This window comes from Niveispirillum sp., from assembly GCF_017996735.1.
Lineage (GTDB): Bacteria > Pseudomonadota > Alphaproteobacteria > Azospirillales > Azospirillaceae > Niveispirillum.
The window spans coordinates 16,068-31,604 of the sequence record NZ_JAGOGJ010000079.1; the positions used below are offsets into that span (position 1 = coordinate 16,068).

Consider the following 15,537-nt stretch of genomic DNA (forward strand, 5'->3'; position numbering starts at 1 on the left):
ACATACAACAAGTGTAAATAATTCGACAGAAGGCCGTTTGGAGCCAGTAATGCACATGCCGTAAGTTAAATTTACGGTGTTGGCGTGCGTCGGCTCCCGGACCATGCTGACCAGAGGGAAGGGAGCCCCCATGATTGTCCTGAACAATTCGCGTCGCGCCATGCTGGCCAGCGCCGCCATCGCCTTCCTGGCGCCGGGCGCCGCTTCGGCGCAGACGGCACCCGAGCCGGAAGTGTTCACGCTGGAGGAGATCATCGTCACCGCCACCCGCCGGGCGGAATCGCTGCAAACCGTGCCGGTGGCGGTCAGCGTGGTGGACGGCGACTATGTCCAGCGCAACAACCTGAACAATATCCGCGACATCGCCAACATCATCCCCACCTTGAACTTCCGCACGGCGGCATCGAACAAGGATCAGGCGCTGTTCATCCGCGGCCTGGGCACCGTGTCTACCTCGCCGGGGGTGGAGCCGACCATCTCCACCGTCATCGACGGCGTCGTGCTGGCCCGCCAGGGGCAGGCCACGCTGGACCTGCTGGATATCGAACGGATCGAGGTGCTGCGCGGGCCGCAGGGTACGCTGTTCGGCAAGAACGCCTCGGGCGGCGTCGTCAATATTGTCGGGCGCGCCCCGACGGAGGATTTCAAGGCCTATGTCGATGCCGGCTGGTTCGGTGGCGGGAATGAACGGCGGCTGCGGGCTGGCGTCTCCGGCGCCCTGTCGCCCGACAAGGCACGGGCATCGCTGACGGCGCTGTGGGGCCGGTATGACGGCAATGTCACCAACGTCTTCAACGGGCGCACCGTCAATGGCTATGAGCGGGCGGGTGCGCGGGCCAAGCTGGAACTGCTGCCGACCGACGATCTGCGGGTGATGCTGATCGCCGACTATATGCATGCCACGGCGACGCCGCCGCAGGGCGTGGTGACGCGCACCTTCCTGACAGCCTATCCGACCAACAATGTCACCAACTTCCCGGCCTTCGCCGCCGCCCTGGGACCGGTGGTCGCCAGCGCCGATAATCGGCAGATCAACAGCAACTATGACACAAGGGTGCGCGACGATAATGGCGGCCTGTCCGCCCAGATCGACTGGCGCATCGGCGACCATGACCTGACCGCCATCAGCGCCTGGCGGCGGTGGGAGAATACGCAGTTTCAGGACCAGGACCGGCTGCCGCGCGCCCTGGCCGGCCTGCCGCAGCAGCATGACCGGGGCGACCTGCGTTTTGATCAATATTCCCAGGAAATCCGGCTGGCCTCGTCCAAGGGCAATCTGGTCGATTACATCGTCGGCCTCTATTACATGCGGGCGGAGAATGAGGAACGGTATCGCCGCGACACTACTGTCGTGTCGGCCACCGGCAGCACGGTCCATACCGGCGTTGCCGATTATGGCGTGACCAACGACAATTATTCCGTCTTTGGTGAGGCGACGGTGAACATGGCGGACGATGTCCGGGCCATCGCCGGCTTCCGGCTGGTCAAGGACGATCTGCGCTATGATTTCCGGCGCGTCTCCACCTCGCCCGTGCCGGTGCCCGGCATTCAGGTTGGCTTCAGCAGCAGCGGTTCCACCAAGCCCACCGACTATGCCAACCGCCTGGGCCTGCAATATGACCTGTCGGACACGGCCATGACCTATGCCACCTGGTCGCGCGGCTATAAGGGGCCCGCCTATAACATCGCCTTCAGCATGCTGCCCCAGGATGCCGGGGCGCTGAAGGGGGAGACGTCGAACGCCTATGAAGCGGGGTTGAAATCGCGGTTTATGGAGGGGCGGTTGCAGGTCAATCTTGCGGCCTTCCTCAGCCGCTTCAAGGATTATCAGGTCAATTTCTTCGACACCTATAACGGCTCGCCCGTCACAAGGCTGATCAATGCCGGCCGCGTCTCGACCCGTGGTATCGAGGCGGATGTGTCGGCGCGGCCCATCGCGAACCTGACCCTGGCTGCCGTCGCCGCCCGGATCGAGGCGCGGATCGACCAGTTCACCTGTCCGGCCGGCACGGCGGCCTCCTGTCAGGTCAATGGCCGGCCCTTGCCCTTCTCCCCCGACTGGAAGACGGACCTGCGTGCCAATTACACGGTCCCGCTGGATGGCGGCTGGACCGTGGATCTGGCCACGAACTATAGCTGGCAATCGAAGGTGCAATATTCCATCAACCAGACACCGGACACGGTCCAGCCGGCCTTTGGCCTGTGGAATGCCAGCATCGGTTTTGAAAGCGGCGAGGGGCTTCGTGTGACCCTGCTGGCCCGCAACATCGCCGACACGCATTATTCCACGCAGTTGAACACGTTCGGCAGCGGCGTGGTGCGCTTCGTCCCGCGTGACGACCGCCGTTATTTCGGCGCCAATATCCGTCAGGAATTCTGAGCATGGGTGAGAGACAGGAAATCATGCTGGGGCGCCGGCACCTCATGGCGCTTGGGGTGGCGGCCGGTGCCGGCGTGATGGTGCCGTCCATGGCCGGGGCCAGTGAGGGCAGGGGACGGCCCACCACGGAGGTGGGGCGCAAGTTCCAGGCCGATGGCCGGGTCGGCCCCTTCCACGGCAACACCATCGTCTGCCATATCCCACAGCAGGGGGAGCATGCCGCCTGTTTCAACGCCCTGCTGGATATCTATCGCGACCTGCCGGCCCGGCCGTTTGCCGCCAATATCACGGCCCTGCCACCGTCCAGCTATCACATGACCCTGTTCGATGGGGCCAACGAGACGGCGCGGACGGCGGGCCTGTGGCCGCCCGGACTGGCACTGGACAGTTCGATCGAGGATTGTCACCGCGAGGTTGGGCGGCGCCTGGAGGGCTTTGCGCTGGACACACCCATGCCCATCCGCATGCGGGTCGATACGGAAGGGACGGGCATCGCCGGGAACGCCCTGACCATTCCCTTGCTGCCCGTCGATGATGCCGAGAATGCCAGGCTGCGGCGCCTGCGTGACCGGCTGTCGGTGGCGACCGGCATCCGGTCGCCTCGCCATGACGAATACCGCTTCCACATCTCGCTGGCCTATGTGTTGTGGGAATTGTCCGCGACGCAGGTACAGGCCGTGCGGCAGGCCATGGGTGAATGGATGGCGATGGTGGCAAAGGCCGCTCCGGTCATTCTGCTGGACGCGCCGGAATTCTGTACCTTCAAGGATATGTTCGCCTTCAACCGGATCCGCTACCTGACATAGGGTTCGTTCGGTGACGGTCCCGGTTCCGGGGGAGGCGACGGCAATGCAGGTACCGGCGGGAATCCGGCTTCCTTCCTTCAGGGTCTATGCGCTGGCGCATCTGGGCAAGAGCCTGCTCTGGACCCTGGCCGATGTCCTGACCATCCTGGTGCTGATCCGCCATGCCGGCATGAGCCCGGTGACGGCGGGGGCCGTCTTTCTGGCCGGGCTGGTCTGGAATGCCGTGGCCGATCCGCTGGTCGGGGGCTGGATGGACCGGCGGTTGCGGCGGGGAGCATCGCTGGTGCCGGCCATGGCGGTGGCTGCACCGGGGGCCTGCCTGTTCTTCCTGGCGGGGCTGCTGGTCCCGCCCGGCACGTCCTGGCCGCTGGTCGTCGGGGCGGGGGTGCTGTTCCGGACCTGCTTCTCGCTCTATGACGTCCCGCACAACGCCATGATGACGCGGCTGGCCGAAACCCCGCGGGCACAGGCGGAACTGGCCGGTTTGCGCACCATCGCACATGGGCTGGCTTCCGTGGCGGCGGGACTGGCGGCGGCACCCTTTGCCGATGCCACGACGTCCTGGTTGCTGACGCAACTCGTCCTGATCCTGACGGCGCTGGTCGCCTTGGTCTGCATGGTGCCGTGCCTGGGTCTGGTGCGGGTGGTGGAAAAACTGCCCGCGACATCCGCCCCGGCCGGCTCCGGGTCCGCCATGCCGGGAGCGCCCGGTCTTGCCGGCCTTTGTCTGGTCACGGTCATCGGCGCGGTCGGCCTGGGTCTGGTGGGCAAGGCGGTGCCGCATTTGCAATGGTCGGGCACAGGCATGGCCGCGCTGGCCATGCCGCTGTTGATGGCCGGCCGTTTTGCGGCGGCCTGGTGCGCCCGGCCGCTGATCGACAGGTTGGGCACGACGCGGGCGCTGGCATTCTCCTATCTGCTGGCCGCCCCGGCCTGTCTCGGCCTGCCCCTGCTGGCCGGTGGCGGCGGTGCGTGGCCCCTGGGGCTGATCCTTCTGGGTGTGTGCCTGACGGTGCCGACGATTCTGTCCTGGGTGGAACTGGCGCAGGTGGTGCGCGCGGCGCATGAGGGGTGGTGGCGCGCCCATGCCATGGTCGGCCTGTTCACCATGGTGTCGAAACTGGCTGCCGGGTTCGGGGGTCTGCTGCTGGGGCTCAGCCTGGATGTCCAGGTTCCGGGTTCCGGGCCACAGGGCACCATGACACCGGATCAGCTTATTTTTGTTTGTCTTCTGGTCGCTGGAGGCACCCTGGTTGCCGCCGGCATGCTATGGCGGGTCGCCCGCCACGGTCCTTCAGCAAAGGAGTTCCCATGAAGCGACATCGTCCCGCGCTTGCGGCCTTTCTCGCCTGTCTCGCTCTCGCACCCGGTCTGCGGATCCAGGCGGAGACAATGCCGACACTCTCCTATCTGGCGCAGGACGCCATTGATCTGCTGGCCATCCTGCCGCCCGCGCCCCGCAGCGGGGATGCGCGGTACGAAGCGGATCGTGCCATCTTCCGCGCCACGCGGGTGCTGGCCGACACCCCGCGCTGGCAATGGGCGAAGAACGATGTCAGCGAGGCGCCGGCCGACATGCTGCGCAATTACGCCTGCGCCGCCGGCATCGAGTTGACGCCCGCGCTGGTGCCGGTGACGACCCGGCTGCTGGTAACGGCGGCCCAGGACACGGCCCGACCCAACAATATCGCCAAGCGGCATTTCCAGCGGCTGCGCCCCTTCCTCATCGACCAGGGGCCCATCTGCCAGCCGGCACCGGAGGTGACCAACAGTTTCGATTATCCGTCGGGACATACGACGCTGGGCTGGACCTGGGCGATGCTGCTGGCCGAATTGCTGCCCGACCGGGCGACCGCCATCCTGGCGCGCGGCCGCGCCTATGGGGAGAGCCGTGTCGTCTGCGGCGTTCATAATGCCAGCGCCGTGGAGGCGGGCCGCCTGTCGGCCACACTGTCATTGACCCGGATGCGGACGTCACCGGCCTTCCAGGAGGATGTGGCGGCGGCGCGGGCTGAACTGGCGGCACTGCGGAACTCGCCGGCACCGGCGGCGGAACGATGCCGTGCGGAGGCAGAGGCCTTGTCGGTGTCGCCATTGCAGTGATGACGGGGGACGAGGGCTGCTCGACAAGAAGGATTGCCGCCTTGGCCGTCAGACTGACACATCTGGCGGGACTGGAGGAAAGGCGCGGGCTGGATATCTCATACCAATCTTCCTTGATCGTGACCGATCCAGGAAGATTGCGTGTTCCTCAGACGCCGGGCGCCGCCATCCGGCGGCTTGGCTTACGGCACCACGCGGTGCCGGGCCGGCAGTCGCCGGCCTCCAATCTGCCAAGGGTCAAACCCTCGGCAGATTAGTATCATCCCGCCCGCTGCCTACGGCCTTTATCATTCAGGTGAGGCTAGGAAGCACGGTCAGCAGGAACTGGAGCTGTCTTGCCAGGACCGTGGCATTGTCAGCCTCAAAACGAACGGACAAGGCTTCCGTCCGCTCGAACATTGGCAGATAGGCCAGAATTTCGGCCATGACTGGCCATTTCAGGGTCAGGTCGACCATGAGCGGGCCAGACAGAACAAAGGGTGCTACCTCTCCGGCCCGTGCCACGGCCCGTTTGGCTGTGGCGCGGATTTCGTCCTGAATGCAGGCCGGCGGCCGGCCGCTGGCCGCGAAATAGCCGATGCTGCGTTTGGTGGTGACGGTTTCGACCGGCCCCAACCATTCGATGGCCTCAGCGATACAGGCATCGTCGCCCGTTACCAACGTGACCGGCGTGCCGTACTGTCCGGCGATGGCGGCATTCAGTGCGCTTTCCGGCAGGTCGCGACCATTGACGCGCAGGGCAGAGATCAGCCTGCTGGAGAAACTGTGCGCCAGCCCGCCGCGCAACCGGCCGATACCGGCATGCTGCCCCAGCAGGAAGGCGCAGGCGAAGGGGCCGTGATCGACCCCTTCCATCATCATCAACGGTCGAGGGGTCCCACGGACCAGCTCGGCATCACCGGGCAGCATTTCCGGAATGATGTTGGTCGCGGTCCCATGGGAATCCGCAATCACAAACCCGGTGGCACCGGCGGTGCGCGCACCGTCGATGGCCGCCAGAACCTCCATCGTCATCCGTTCGCGTGCGCGTTGCCAGTCCGATCCGGTGATCAGGGTTTCCTCGCGTGAGACGACCCCGGCCACCCCTTCGATATCTGCGCAGATGAAGATGCGCGCCATGGTCAGAACCGCCCCCGCAATTCGATGCCATAGGTGCGTGGCGCCGCGATCGACTGGATCACCTGGCCAGGAATGATGGCGCCGGCCTCCCTGTAGATCGCGTAATCGACATTGGTCAGGTTGCGGCCCCAGAGATAGACGCCCCAGTTCCCCGTGGAATATTCCTGGATACCGATACGGGCATTCAGCAGGGTGACCGCGTCCTGCCCGTGGATATTGTCGGCGGCGAAGAAGATCTTCGACCGGTGCGACAGTTCGGCCCGCGCGAACAGTTCCAGGTCACCACCCACCGGCATCTCATACTGGGCGGCGGCACTGGCATTGTGGCGCGGCGCGCGGGGCAGGCGGTTGCCGCTATAGTCGGCCCCGGTGCTGGTGGCGTTGGGATATTCGGGGAAGGTGGCATCGACATAGCCATAGGTGGCCGACAGGGTCAGTTCGCGCACCGGCCGTGCCGCCAGGCTGATCTCCGCCCCCCGGCTGCGGGCGCGGGCGGCGTTGGAGGTCTGGAACACCGCCAGATTGTTGATCAGCAGCAACTGGCTGGCCTGCAGGCGGCGATAGTCGAGATGGTAGACGGACGCATCGATCTGCAGCCGGCGGTCCAGGAAAGTGGTCTTCACACCGGCTTCGTAATTATTCACATGCTCGGGTTCATACTCGGCATTGTCGGTGGGCGAGATGGAAAAGACATTGAACCCGCCGGATTTGTAGCCCTGGGAGAAGGTCAGGTAGAAGAACAGATTGTCTTCCGGCTTGTAGTTCAGGCTGACGCTGGGCGAGACATTGGTTTCCGAGCGGGAGATTTCGCGCAGAGGGATGTTGGGCAGCAGCAGTTGCAGCGGATCGCCCTGCTGGCGGTGCTTGACACTCTTGTCTTCCTTGGTGAAGCGCAGGCCGCCGGACAGGCTGACCTGATCGGTCAGCCGGTAGGTGCCGTGCGAGAAGGCGGCATAGCTGTTGGTGACGACATCGGCGAAGATGCTGCCATCCACCTCATAGGGATAGACGCCCAGGTCGGGGCCGGCGATCGATCGGGCCTGGGTATCCAGATCCTGATGGAAATAATAAAGGCCCAGCACATAGTCGAACCGGCCGGATCCGGAAGAGGCAAAGCGCAGTTCCTGGGAGAGCTGTTTCTGATCCTCGCGGATGCCGGAAGCCAGGATGTCCAGCGGCGTGTAGTCGTTTTCGCCCAGATTGTACCAGTCGGAATAGCGCCAGGCGGACAGCGAGGTCAGCGTGCCCGCTGCCGTCGTCAGATTGATCTCGGCCGAAACACCACCGGCGTCGCGGTCGCTCTGCGGGTCGCGGTTCTGGGCGACGACGCGGGTGGACGGGTCAGTCTGGTCCAGTGGGGTGCCGGTCATGGCGCCGTCATTGGTCACCTCAATGGCGCCGGAGCGGGTGCGGTCGCGGGAAATATCGCCGCGCAGGATGATGTCCAGATCGTCGGTGGGCCGCGCCCGGATGACCGCACGGGCATTCTGGCCGTTGCGATTGTCGATATGCTTGCCGGTCAGGCTGTTGAAGATCAGGCCCTGCTGCTGGTCGATGGACCCGCCGATGCTGGCCGACAGCTTGTCATCCACCAGCGGCCCGCTCAGCAGCAGGCTGCCGGTAACGCTGTCGAAATTGCCATAGCCGATAGTGCCCTCGGCATAGGCCTCGTCACCCGGCAGGCGGGTGACATAGTTGATGGCGCCCGCGATGGCGTTCTTGCCATAGAGCGTGCCTTGCGGTCCGCGCAGCACCTCGATCCGCTCCAGGTCGAACAGGTTCTGATTGGTGGCGGTGGCGCGGCCCATATAGACGCCGTCGATAAAGATGCCGACACCCTGGTCCAGGCCGGGATTGTTCAGATCGGCACTGATGCCGCGGATGGCGATGTTCTGGCCGCGCAGGTTGCGACTGTCGATATAGACGTTGGGCAGCATGTTGGCGATGTCTTCCACCCGCTTCACGCCGCTGTCGGCCAGCGTCGACCCGCTGATCGCGGTCAGCGAGATGGGCGTGTCCTGGGCGCTGGTCGGGCGGCGCTGGGCCGTCACGATGATCTCCTCCAGCGTGACGATCTCGCCGCTTGTGTCCTTTGCCGCCTCCTGTGCCAGGGCCGGCATGGCCAGCGTGAGCGCGATCCCCGTGGTGCCCGCCAGCCGGGCCAGTGTCATCCGTACCATTGTGAAGACCCCCGTTTGTTTATGTATGTGACGTCAGCGTTATAAATTGGCGCAAGTTCTACCCTTGCGCGTCGGCCTTCAGCGCCAGCTTGTCCACCTTGCCGTTGGGCAGCAACGGCAGCGTGTCGCGCAGGACGATGCGCTTGGGCGCCTTGTAGTTGGCCAGCCAGGCGCGGCAATGCGTGTCCAAAGCTGCGGCATCGACCGGCGCGTGGGCCATGACATAGGCCACGCCGCTTTCCCCCCAGAGCGGATCGGCGACGCCCACAACGGCCGCCAGGGAGACGCAAGGGTGCGTTTCCAGCACATCCTCCACCTCACGCGGATAGACGTTGTAGCCGCCGGATTTGTACATCTCCTTGATCCGGCCCACGATGCGGTAGCGTCCGTCGGGCCGGCGGATCGCGGTGTCGCCGGTGCGCAGCCAGCCATCGGGCGTGACCGCCTGGGCGGTGGCGTCGGGCCGGCGCCAATAGCCCAGCATGTTCCAGCCCGACCGTGCCCAGACCTCGCCTTCCTCCCCGGTTGCGGCGTCGCTGCCGTCGGCCTTGACCAGCCGGACCTCCACGCCGGGAAAGGCGGGGCCGACGGAGTTCAGCAGTACTTCCCGGTCGCGGGTGGGGGGCAGGGCGGTGATGGCGCTGGTGGCTTCGGTCATGCCGTAATTGGTGGCCAGTGGCGCCCCCAGCGCCATCAGCCGGTCCAGCACATCGGCGGGAATTGCCGCCCCCTCCCACAGGATCAACTGCACGCAGGACAGGTCGTAGGTGTGGAAGTCGGGCAGGGCCAGTTGCATCTGAAGCACGCTGGGCACGCTGCCCCACAGGGTGCATTTCTCCTCCGCCGCCAGCCGCAAGGCTTCGCGCGCTTCGAAATGCTCCAGGAAGATCACGGCCCCGCCAGCCGCCAGCACCGGGCAGGTCACGTCGATGACACTGCCGATATGGTTGATGGGGAAATAGTTCAGGATGCGGGCGTGGGAGACGGGCCAGAGCCGGTTCTGCGCCCGGCTGAACTCGCAGATGCCCTGGTGGCACAGCAAGGCGCCCTTGGGCTTGCCCGTCGATCCGGATGTGTAGACGATCATGCAGGCGTCGCGCCCGCCGGTGGCGGCACGGGCTGCGGCCAGATCCGCGTCGCTGATGGCTGCCCCCCGTGCGATCAGGTCGGCATAGCCGATGGTGCCGGCGAACAGCGGATCGCCGTTCAGCACCGCCGTCAGTTCCAGACCGGGCCGGCCGCTGGTCAGCGCCACCAGATCGTCGCCATAATCACGATCGTCGATCCGGGTGCGGGCCAGCAGCAGTCTGGGTTCGGCATCGTTCAGGACATAATCCAGCTCCCCCCGCCGGTAACGGGGGTTGAGCCCGACCCAGATGGCGCCGATGGAGGCGGTGGCCAGGAAGGCGACGACGAAATCGGGATGCGGCGTACACAGCGTGGCGACGCGGTCGCCAGGACCTACGCCGACCGCCAGCAGGGCGCGGGCCAGGGCATCGACGTCCCGCACCAGTTCACCGTAGCTCCAGCGTCGGTTGCCCAGCACCAGGGCCTCTGCCGCTGGATCATGCGTGGCGACGGCGCGGATCAGGTCATCCACACTTTCCGGGCTCATGCCAGAGCCTCCTTGGATTGCCGGTTGGGGTGGCACAGCAAGAGGCTGGCCCACAGGAACAGGGTTGGCAGGATCGCCAGCAGCCAGGTGATGCCCTGGACCGCGTCGGGGGATTGCACCGGTGCCCCGGAATGAAAGCCGACCAGGGACAGGCCCAGCCCGACGACACCGGGGCCCAGCGCCAAGCCCAGCTTTTCGCTGGCCGTCCAGGCGCCGGTGAACAGCCCTTCATCCCGGTTGCCGCTGGCCTTTGCCGCTTCATGCGTCAGGTGGGCGGCCAGCGCGAAGGGCCCGACCTGGATGCCGGCAAAGGGCAGGCCGATCAACGCATAGAGCAGCAGCCCGCCCGCCATCGATCCCGCCGGCACCAGCAGGAAGCCCAGCGTGCCGGCCCCACACAAGAAGGCGGCGGCCGCGATGGCATTGCCGGCCCCGAACCGGCGGATGGCCCAGGCCCAGAACGGGGTGGACAGGACCGTGACGATCAGCATCAGCCCCAGGGCCGCGCCCACCCCATCCTCCCCCCGGCCCGCGACCTGCACGATCCAGTAAGGCGTGATGGCGGAGATGACACCCATCCCGGTCAATTGCAGGATATAGGCGGCGGTCAGCCGCCGGAACGCCCGGTCGGCCAGCAGGACCTGAAGCGATCGGCGCAGCGGGGCAGGGGATGATGCCGGCACCCCGGTGGTTGTGGGCGTGGAGAAGAAGGCCGACAGCATGCCGACCGAACAGATCGCGGCCACCGCCAGCGCCATCGACGCATAGCCGGCCCGGCCGCCACCGAAGGCATGCACCAGCATCGGCGCGATGCCGGCCCCGATCAGCGTGCCGATCATGCCGAAGCCGATACGCCAGGCGGTAACCCGCTCGCGTTCCGCCGGATCGGCGCTGATTTCCGCCGGTACCGCGATGAACGGCACGGCGAACAGCGAATAGGCACTGGCCAGCATGAAATAGATCGCCGCGACCCCGGCAAAGGCCGCTTCGCCCGGTGGATAGGGCCAGGCGAACAGGGCCAGAAACAGCAGGGACACCAGGATGCCGCCGGCCAGCAGGAAGGGCCGGCGCCGGCCCAGCGGGCCATAGGTGCGGTCGGACCAGATGCCGACAATCGGGTCCCAGGCCAGCGCCCACAGCTTGGGCAGGAACACCACCAGGCCGGCCAGGGCCGGTGGCATGCCGATGATCTCCGTGCAGAAGAACAGCAGCAGCACGGTCGGTACGGTGGAAAACACGCCGGTACCAAAGGCGCCCAGCGCGTAGCCGGCCAGACGCGGATAGGACAATCGCATGATGGCGGCTCCCCTCCTTCCCCTGTTTGAGATCAGCCGCCGGGCGGCACCCAGACCGACAGCCATTCCCCGGCCAGGGCCAGGCGATCATGCCCGTCAATTTCAATCTCGACGCCGAATTTGACGATGTGGCGCTGCTTTTCATCCAGGATGCGCGACAGGGTGCGGAACCGGCCGCGCACCCGCGACCCCACCGGCACGGGTGCGATCAGCCGCATCCGGTCGAAGCCGTAATTCAGGTAATAGCCGTGCACATCCGGCTCCACCGACCAGCCGGACCGGGCCGCGTCATGCATCAGGTGCGTCAGCAGCGACATGGTGAGGAACCCGAAGGAAACGGTCTGGCCGAACGGCCCCTTCTCCTTCGCCCAGACCGGATCGACATGCATCGGATCGGCATCCAGGGTCGCGCGGCTGAACAGGTCGATCAGCGGCTGGTCGATGGTCACCCAGCCGGAAACACCGATCTCCTCCCCCGGTACCAGTTCATCGCCGAGCTTGGCCGCGTCTGCGGTTGCCGTCATGGGTCTTCTCCCTTCAAAGCTTATTTTCAAAACCTGACGCCATAATCAGTTTTTGTCAAGCGGCGACATGCCGGATTTTTGGCAAGATCGACTTGGCGGCGGCTGCGATGTCAGCCATGATCTTGTCATTCCACGATCTTTTTAGTAAAAATGACACCATAATCAGGTTTGTCGGACAAGGAACCATTTGGCATGGGGCAGGGCATGAAAAACAAGAAATCCAAGCCGGCCGCGGCGCCCGCGACCAAGGCCGACGACGGCCCCATCCTGCGTTACGCGGATTATCTTCAGCACGAGATCACCCACGCGCCCAAGCGCACGAAGGGGGAGCGGACCAAGGAAGCCCTGAAGCTGGGGGCCATCCGGGTGCTGGACGATGTCGGCTATCACGCCATGCGCGTGTCGGACTTGTGCGAGGTGGCAGAGGTCGGCAGCGCCACCTTCTATCTCTATTTCGAGAACAAGGCCGATATCACGTTGCAGGTGCTGAGCGATTATCTGGCCCATGGCGTCGATCTGTTGCCAGAGCGTGAGGCTGGGACAAGCATCTTCGAGACGATCTGCGCGTCCAACCTGCGCTGGCTGGAAATCGGCCGGGCCAATGCCGGCCTGTTGCGCTGCGTGCTGCAACTGGGCGATGAGGAGCCGGGGTTCCGCGAACTGATCCATCGCAGCAACCGCGCCTGGTACGAACGCATTGCCCTGTCGATCTCGAGGCGCACACCCGACGGGACGATTTCGGAGGATGCGGCATTGCTGGCCGCCTATTGCCTGGGTGCCATGATGGATGAGATGGCGCGCAAGCTGATCGTCTATCCCGACCCCCATCTTCTGGAACTGATCAGCCGGACGACGCCCACCGATGCCCAGATCGCGGAATTCTTCGCCGTGCTCTGGCACCGTTCGCTTTATGGCGGCACGCCCATCAAGGGGACATTGGCACCGGCCGCCCGGTCGGTTGCCGACCTGCATCTGGAGGCCGACCGGCGGTAACGGCCTGACCGCCCCGTTTCCCCCTCTCTTCACCATCACCCCGGCCTGCGCCGGGGTGATGGTGAATATTGCGGAAACCCTTACAGCCGAGACTTCACGGGGGAAGCAGGCAGGTGTCTACCGTCCCGCCGCCTTCACCGCCCGGATGGCACCTTCATAGAAGTAAAGCACCATCTCCACGCCCCCATCGGGCTGTTGCTTGAAGTCGATGGCGACCTCGTCATCCATGCCGGACAGGAACCGTCCATTGCCCTGATGCCGCAGCGGCAGCAGGGGGGCGCCGCTGCCCAGGCCGCCGAAGCTGGCTTTCAGCACGCCGTCCTGGAAGACGAAACCCAGTTTTTCAAATCCCATGCGGAAGGCGCCGACCTGATAATCGCCGGCCAGCGCGGCTCCCAGTTCGGCGGGCATGGGCGCATCGATGGGTGTCAGCGGCGGCAATCCCAGATAGAGCCGGGCCAGCTTGCGTTCGATCGAGATCGGGGGGAAGGCCGTGTTCTGACCGTTGGTGGCAATGGCGATGGTCAGATCATCATCGGGATAATAGGCGAAGTCTGCCGCGAAGCCGAAGATGTTGCCGGCATGGGTGATCTTGCGATGGCCGTCCATACTGCCATCGACCAGGCAGCCCAGCGCATAGGGGTTAGGCGTGCCATCAGCCAGCGGCCCGGTGGTCAGGGCCAGATCACGCACCTTGGCCGTAGTCCCGGACCCGAACAGGCCCTGGCGATAGCGCAGCAGGTCACCGGGCGTGGAGACCAGCGCGCCGGCGGCAAACGGCACCTCAAAATCGTAAAGCGGCGTCGGCTTGAATCCGCCCGGTGCATTCTCATAGCCCCGCGCCCGGTCTGTGGCCCCGTCGTCACGGGCATCGAAATCCGACCGCTTCATCCCGAACGGCGCCAGCACCTGCACGCGCACATAGTCGGCATAGGATCTGCCGCTCACCTTCTCCACGATCAGGCCCAGCAGATAGGTGTCGGAATTGCTGTAATTGAACATCGTGCCCGGTTTGAACAACAATGGCTTGGCGGCGAAATGGCCGACCACGTCATCGCGGCTCATCCCCACCGGTTTGGCCATGGGGAAATCGGGCAGGTCGGTATAGTTGGGGATGCCCGAGGTGTGGTTCAGCATCTGGCGCACCGTCACCTCGCGCGCCGGCGTGGTCAGGGTCGGCAGATAGGTTCCGGCCGGCTTGTCCAACGCCACCGACCCGGCCGCCGTCAATTGCAGCACCGACAGGCAGGTGAAGGTCTTGGTGATCGACCCCACGGGAAAGCGCGTATCCGGTTCGACGGGGATGCGCCGTTCGATATCGGCAAAGCCGAAACCGCGCTGATAGATGATCTTGCCGTGCTGTTCGATGGCCACCGAAATACCCGGATAGGGGCCCGCCGCCAGCGCCTTCTGCACAATGGCATCGGCCTGACCATCCAGCGGCGGGGCGGCGCCGGCTATCATTGGCACCAGACAGGCGAGAAGTGCGCAAAGCGTTGTGGCGCGGGTCATGGGTTGATCTCCGTCGATATGGTCACGGGGAAGGGAGTGGCGCCAACCGGATCGATCGGCCAGCGCGGTCGCTTGAGATGGCGGTAGGGATTGGCCGACAGGTCCAACTGCAAGGTGCCGGGGCCGTCCAGCGTGATCAGCCGCGTCGCGATGGACGCGAATTCATGCTCGTAATGGCGGCTGGACTTCACCGCGACGATGGCGCGGCTGGCGATGTCAATGCCCAGTCGAGTGAACAGGTCGGGCGAAAGCCCCTGGCAGGCTTTGGCGACGATAACAACCTCAACGCCCTCGAAACGGATCGCCGCTGCCCGGCCGACGGCAAGCTCCATGCCCTCGAACGTCTGGATCGCCGCCGGATCCAGGGCCAGGATCACCGCCTCCCCATCCAGCGGACGCCCGGAAAGCCGACCGGCCTTGCCGCCCAGCCGCAGCGGCAGGCGCGCGCCTACGCCGGCACGAAAGGCGATATCGACCGCACCCGGGTCCCAGAGCGGGCCCAGGCAGGCATGATGCACCCCCCGGTCGATCAACCGCTCCAGCATCGCCGTGCTGTCCCCCGCCGCACCACCGCCCGGATTGTCGGGGGATTCCGCCAGCACGACGGGCCCGGCCGTCTCCGCCAGCGCCAGATCGATGGCCCGGTCCATCGCGATCGGCGGCTCCATCCCAAGCGGGGCCAGGGCGGCCGCGTCATGGGCCAGCAGCCTGGCCAGATGGGCGGCGCGGGTGGCATCGCCGTCGGTGATGACCAGCGTGCGTGTGCCGCTGCTTTCGGCATCGCTCCACGGGAAGCCGTGGATCAGCGACACTGACAGCGCCTCGCCCGACTGTTCAAGCGCCAGCATCCGGTCCACGAAGCGCCGCACCGGTGGGTGGGAGGTGTGGAACACACCCAGGGTGCCGCTGTCCCAGGCCCGCATCACGGGCCGGATGCGCCCCTCCGCCGTGGCGATCAGCAGGTCCAGCGTCTCCACGGCGCGTGCATCGCTGTCGCTGTGCGGATATTC

Annotated in this window: 12 protein-coding genes; 5 read left to right on the plus strand and 7 right to left on the minus strand. The window is 65.5% G+C overall.

Going from position 1 to position 15,537, the window contains the following annotated elements; translation table 11 throughout:
• Positions 1 to 130 precede the first annotated feature (130 nt).
• The 4 genes from KBA48_RS21440 to KBA48_RS21455 are packed head-to-tail and all read left to right on the plus strand — an operon-like array spanning position 131 to position 5,289.
• Positions 131 to 2,380 (plus strand): TonB-dependent receptor, encoded by a 2,250-nt coding sequence (locus KBA48_RS21440; protein WP_292910194.1) that lies wholly within the window; start codon positions 131 to 133, stop codon positions 2,378 to 2,380.
• 2 nt (positions 2,381 to 2,382) lie between these two features.
• Positions 2,383 to 3,186: a DUF1868 domain-containing protein gene (locus KBA48_RS21445; RefSeq protein WP_292910196.1), complete on the plus strand. Its 804-nt coding sequence runs from the start codon at positions 2,383 to 2,385 to the stop codon at positions 3,184 to 3,186.
• Between the two features lie 10 nt (positions 3,187 to 3,196).
• On the plus strand, positions 3,197 to 4,501 hold the full coding sequence (locus KBA48_RS21450) for an MFS transporter (RefSeq protein ID WP_292910198.1): 1,305 nt from the start codon (positions 3,197 to 3,199) through the stop codon (positions 4,499 to 4,501).
• Positions 4,498 to 5,289, plus strand: coding sequence for a phosphatase PAP2 family protein (locus KBA48_RS21455; RefSeq protein ID WP_292910200.1), 792 nt, complete (start codon positions 4,498 to 4,500; stop codon positions 5,287 to 5,289). Before KBA48_RS21450 ends, KBA48_RS21455 begins: the two co-directional genes overlap by 4 nt.
• 291 nt (positions 5,290 to 5,580) lie before the next feature.
• Here the strand turns inward: KBA48_RS21455 and KBA48_RS21460 are convergent, their stop codons facing one another.
• From KBA48_RS21460 to KBA48_RS21480, 5 genes are read right to left on the minus strand one after another with little or no spacing between them, the layout of a single operon-like run.
• The gene (locus KBA48_RS21460; RefSeq protein ID WP_292910202.1) at positions 5,581 to 6,408 is read right to left on the minus strand and encodes a M55 family metallopeptidase; all 828 of its coding nucleotides are present in this window, start codon (positions 6,406 to 6,408) and stop codon (positions 5,581 to 5,583) included.
• A gap of 2 nt (positions 6,409 to 6,410) precedes the next feature.
• On the minus strand, positions 6,411 to 8,588 hold the full coding sequence (locus KBA48_RS21465; RefSeq protein ID WP_292910204.1) for a TonB-dependent receptor: 2,178 nt from the start codon (positions 8,586 to 8,588) through the stop codon (positions 6,411 to 6,413).
• A 58-nt stretch (positions 8,589 to 8,646) separates the two neighbouring features.
• Positions 8,647 to 10,203 (minus strand): class I adenylate-forming enzyme family protein, encoded by a 1,557-nt coding sequence (locus KBA48_RS21470; protein ID WP_292910206.1) that lies wholly within the window; start codon positions 10,201 to 10,203, stop codon positions 8,647 to 8,649.
• A complete protein-coding gene (locus KBA48_RS21475) occupies positions 10,200 to 11,498 on the minus strand; it encodes an MFS transporter (RefSeq protein ID WP_292910208.1) in 1,299 nt (432 codons plus the stop codon). Before KBA48_RS21475 ends, KBA48_RS21470 begins: the two co-directional genes overlap by 4 nt.
• Before the next feature lie 32 nt (positions 11,499 to 11,530).
• Positions 11,531 to 12,022 carry a MaoC/PaaZ C-terminal domain-containing protein gene (locus tag KBA48_RS21480; RefSeq protein ID WP_292910210.1) on the minus strand — a complete coding sequence of 164 codons (492 nt, stop codon included), beginning with the start codon at positions 12,020 to 12,022 and terminating at the stop codon, positions 11,531 to 11,533.
• 204 nt (positions 12,023 to 12,226) lie between these two features.
• Between KBA48_RS21480 and KBA48_RS21485 the strand changes: the two genes are divergently transcribed.
• The gene (locus tag KBA48_RS21485; RefSeq protein ID WP_292910212.1) at positions 12,227 to 13,015 is read left to right on the plus strand and encodes a TetR/AcrR family transcriptional regulator; all 789 of its coding nucleotides are present in this window, start codon (positions 12,227 to 12,229) and stop codon (positions 13,013 to 13,015) included.
• Between the two features lie 117 nt (positions 13,016 to 13,132).
• Here the strand turns inward: KBA48_RS21485 and KBA48_RS21490 are convergent, their stop codons facing one another.
• Positions 13,133 to 14,527: a serine hydrolase gene (locus KBA48_RS21490; RefSeq protein ID WP_292910214.1), complete on the minus strand. Its 1,395-nt coding sequence runs from the start codon at positions 14,525 to 14,527 to the stop codon at positions 13,133 to 13,135.
• Positions 14,524 to 15,537: MlrC C-terminal domain-containing protein (locus KBA48_RS21495; RefSeq protein WP_292910216.1), on the minus strand; the 1,014-nt coding region annotated here is incomplete at its 5' end. The genes KBA48_RS21490 and KBA48_RS21495, both read right to left, overlap by 4 nt.

Coding starts and splice junctions, on each gene's coding strand:
- KBA48_RS21440 (WP_292910194.1), top strand. CDS start 131: ATGATTGTCCTGAACAATTCGCGTCGCGCCATGCTGGCCAGCGCCGCC.
- KBA48_RS21445 (WP_292910196.1), top strand. CDS start 2,383: ATGGGTGAGAGACAGGAAATCATGCTGGGGCGCCGGCACCTCATGGCG.
- KBA48_RS21455 (WP_292910200.1), top strand. CDS start 4,498: ATGAAGCGACATCGTCCCGCGCTTGCGGCCTTTCTCGCCTGTCTCGCT.
- KBA48_RS21460 (WP_292910202.1), bottom strand. CDS start 6,408: ATGGCGCGCATCTTCATCTGCGCAGATATCGAAGGGGTGGCCGGGGTC.
- KBA48_RS21465 (WP_292910204.1), bottom strand. CDS start 8,588: ATGGTACGGATGACACTGGCCCGGCTGGCGGGCACCACGGGGATCGCG.
- KBA48_RS21470 (WP_292910206.1), bottom strand. CDS start 10,203: ATGAGCCCGGAAAGTGTGGATGACCTGATCCGCGCCGTCGCCACGCAT.
- KBA48_RS21475 (WP_292910208.1), bottom strand. CDS start 11,498: ATGCGATTGTCCTATCCGCGTCTGGCCGGCTACGCGCTGGGCGCCTTT.
- KBA48_RS21480 (WP_292910210.1), bottom strand. CDS start 12,022: ATGACGGCAACCGCAGACGCGGCCAAGCTCGGCGATGAACTGGTACCG.
- KBA48_RS21485 (WP_292910212.1), top strand. CDS start 12,227: ATGAAAAACAAGAAATCCAAGCCGGCCGCGGCGCCCGCGACCAAGGCC.
- KBA48_RS21490 (WP_292910214.1), bottom strand. CDS start 14,527: ATGACCCGCGCCACAACGCTTTGCGCACTTCTCGCCTGTCTGGTGCCA.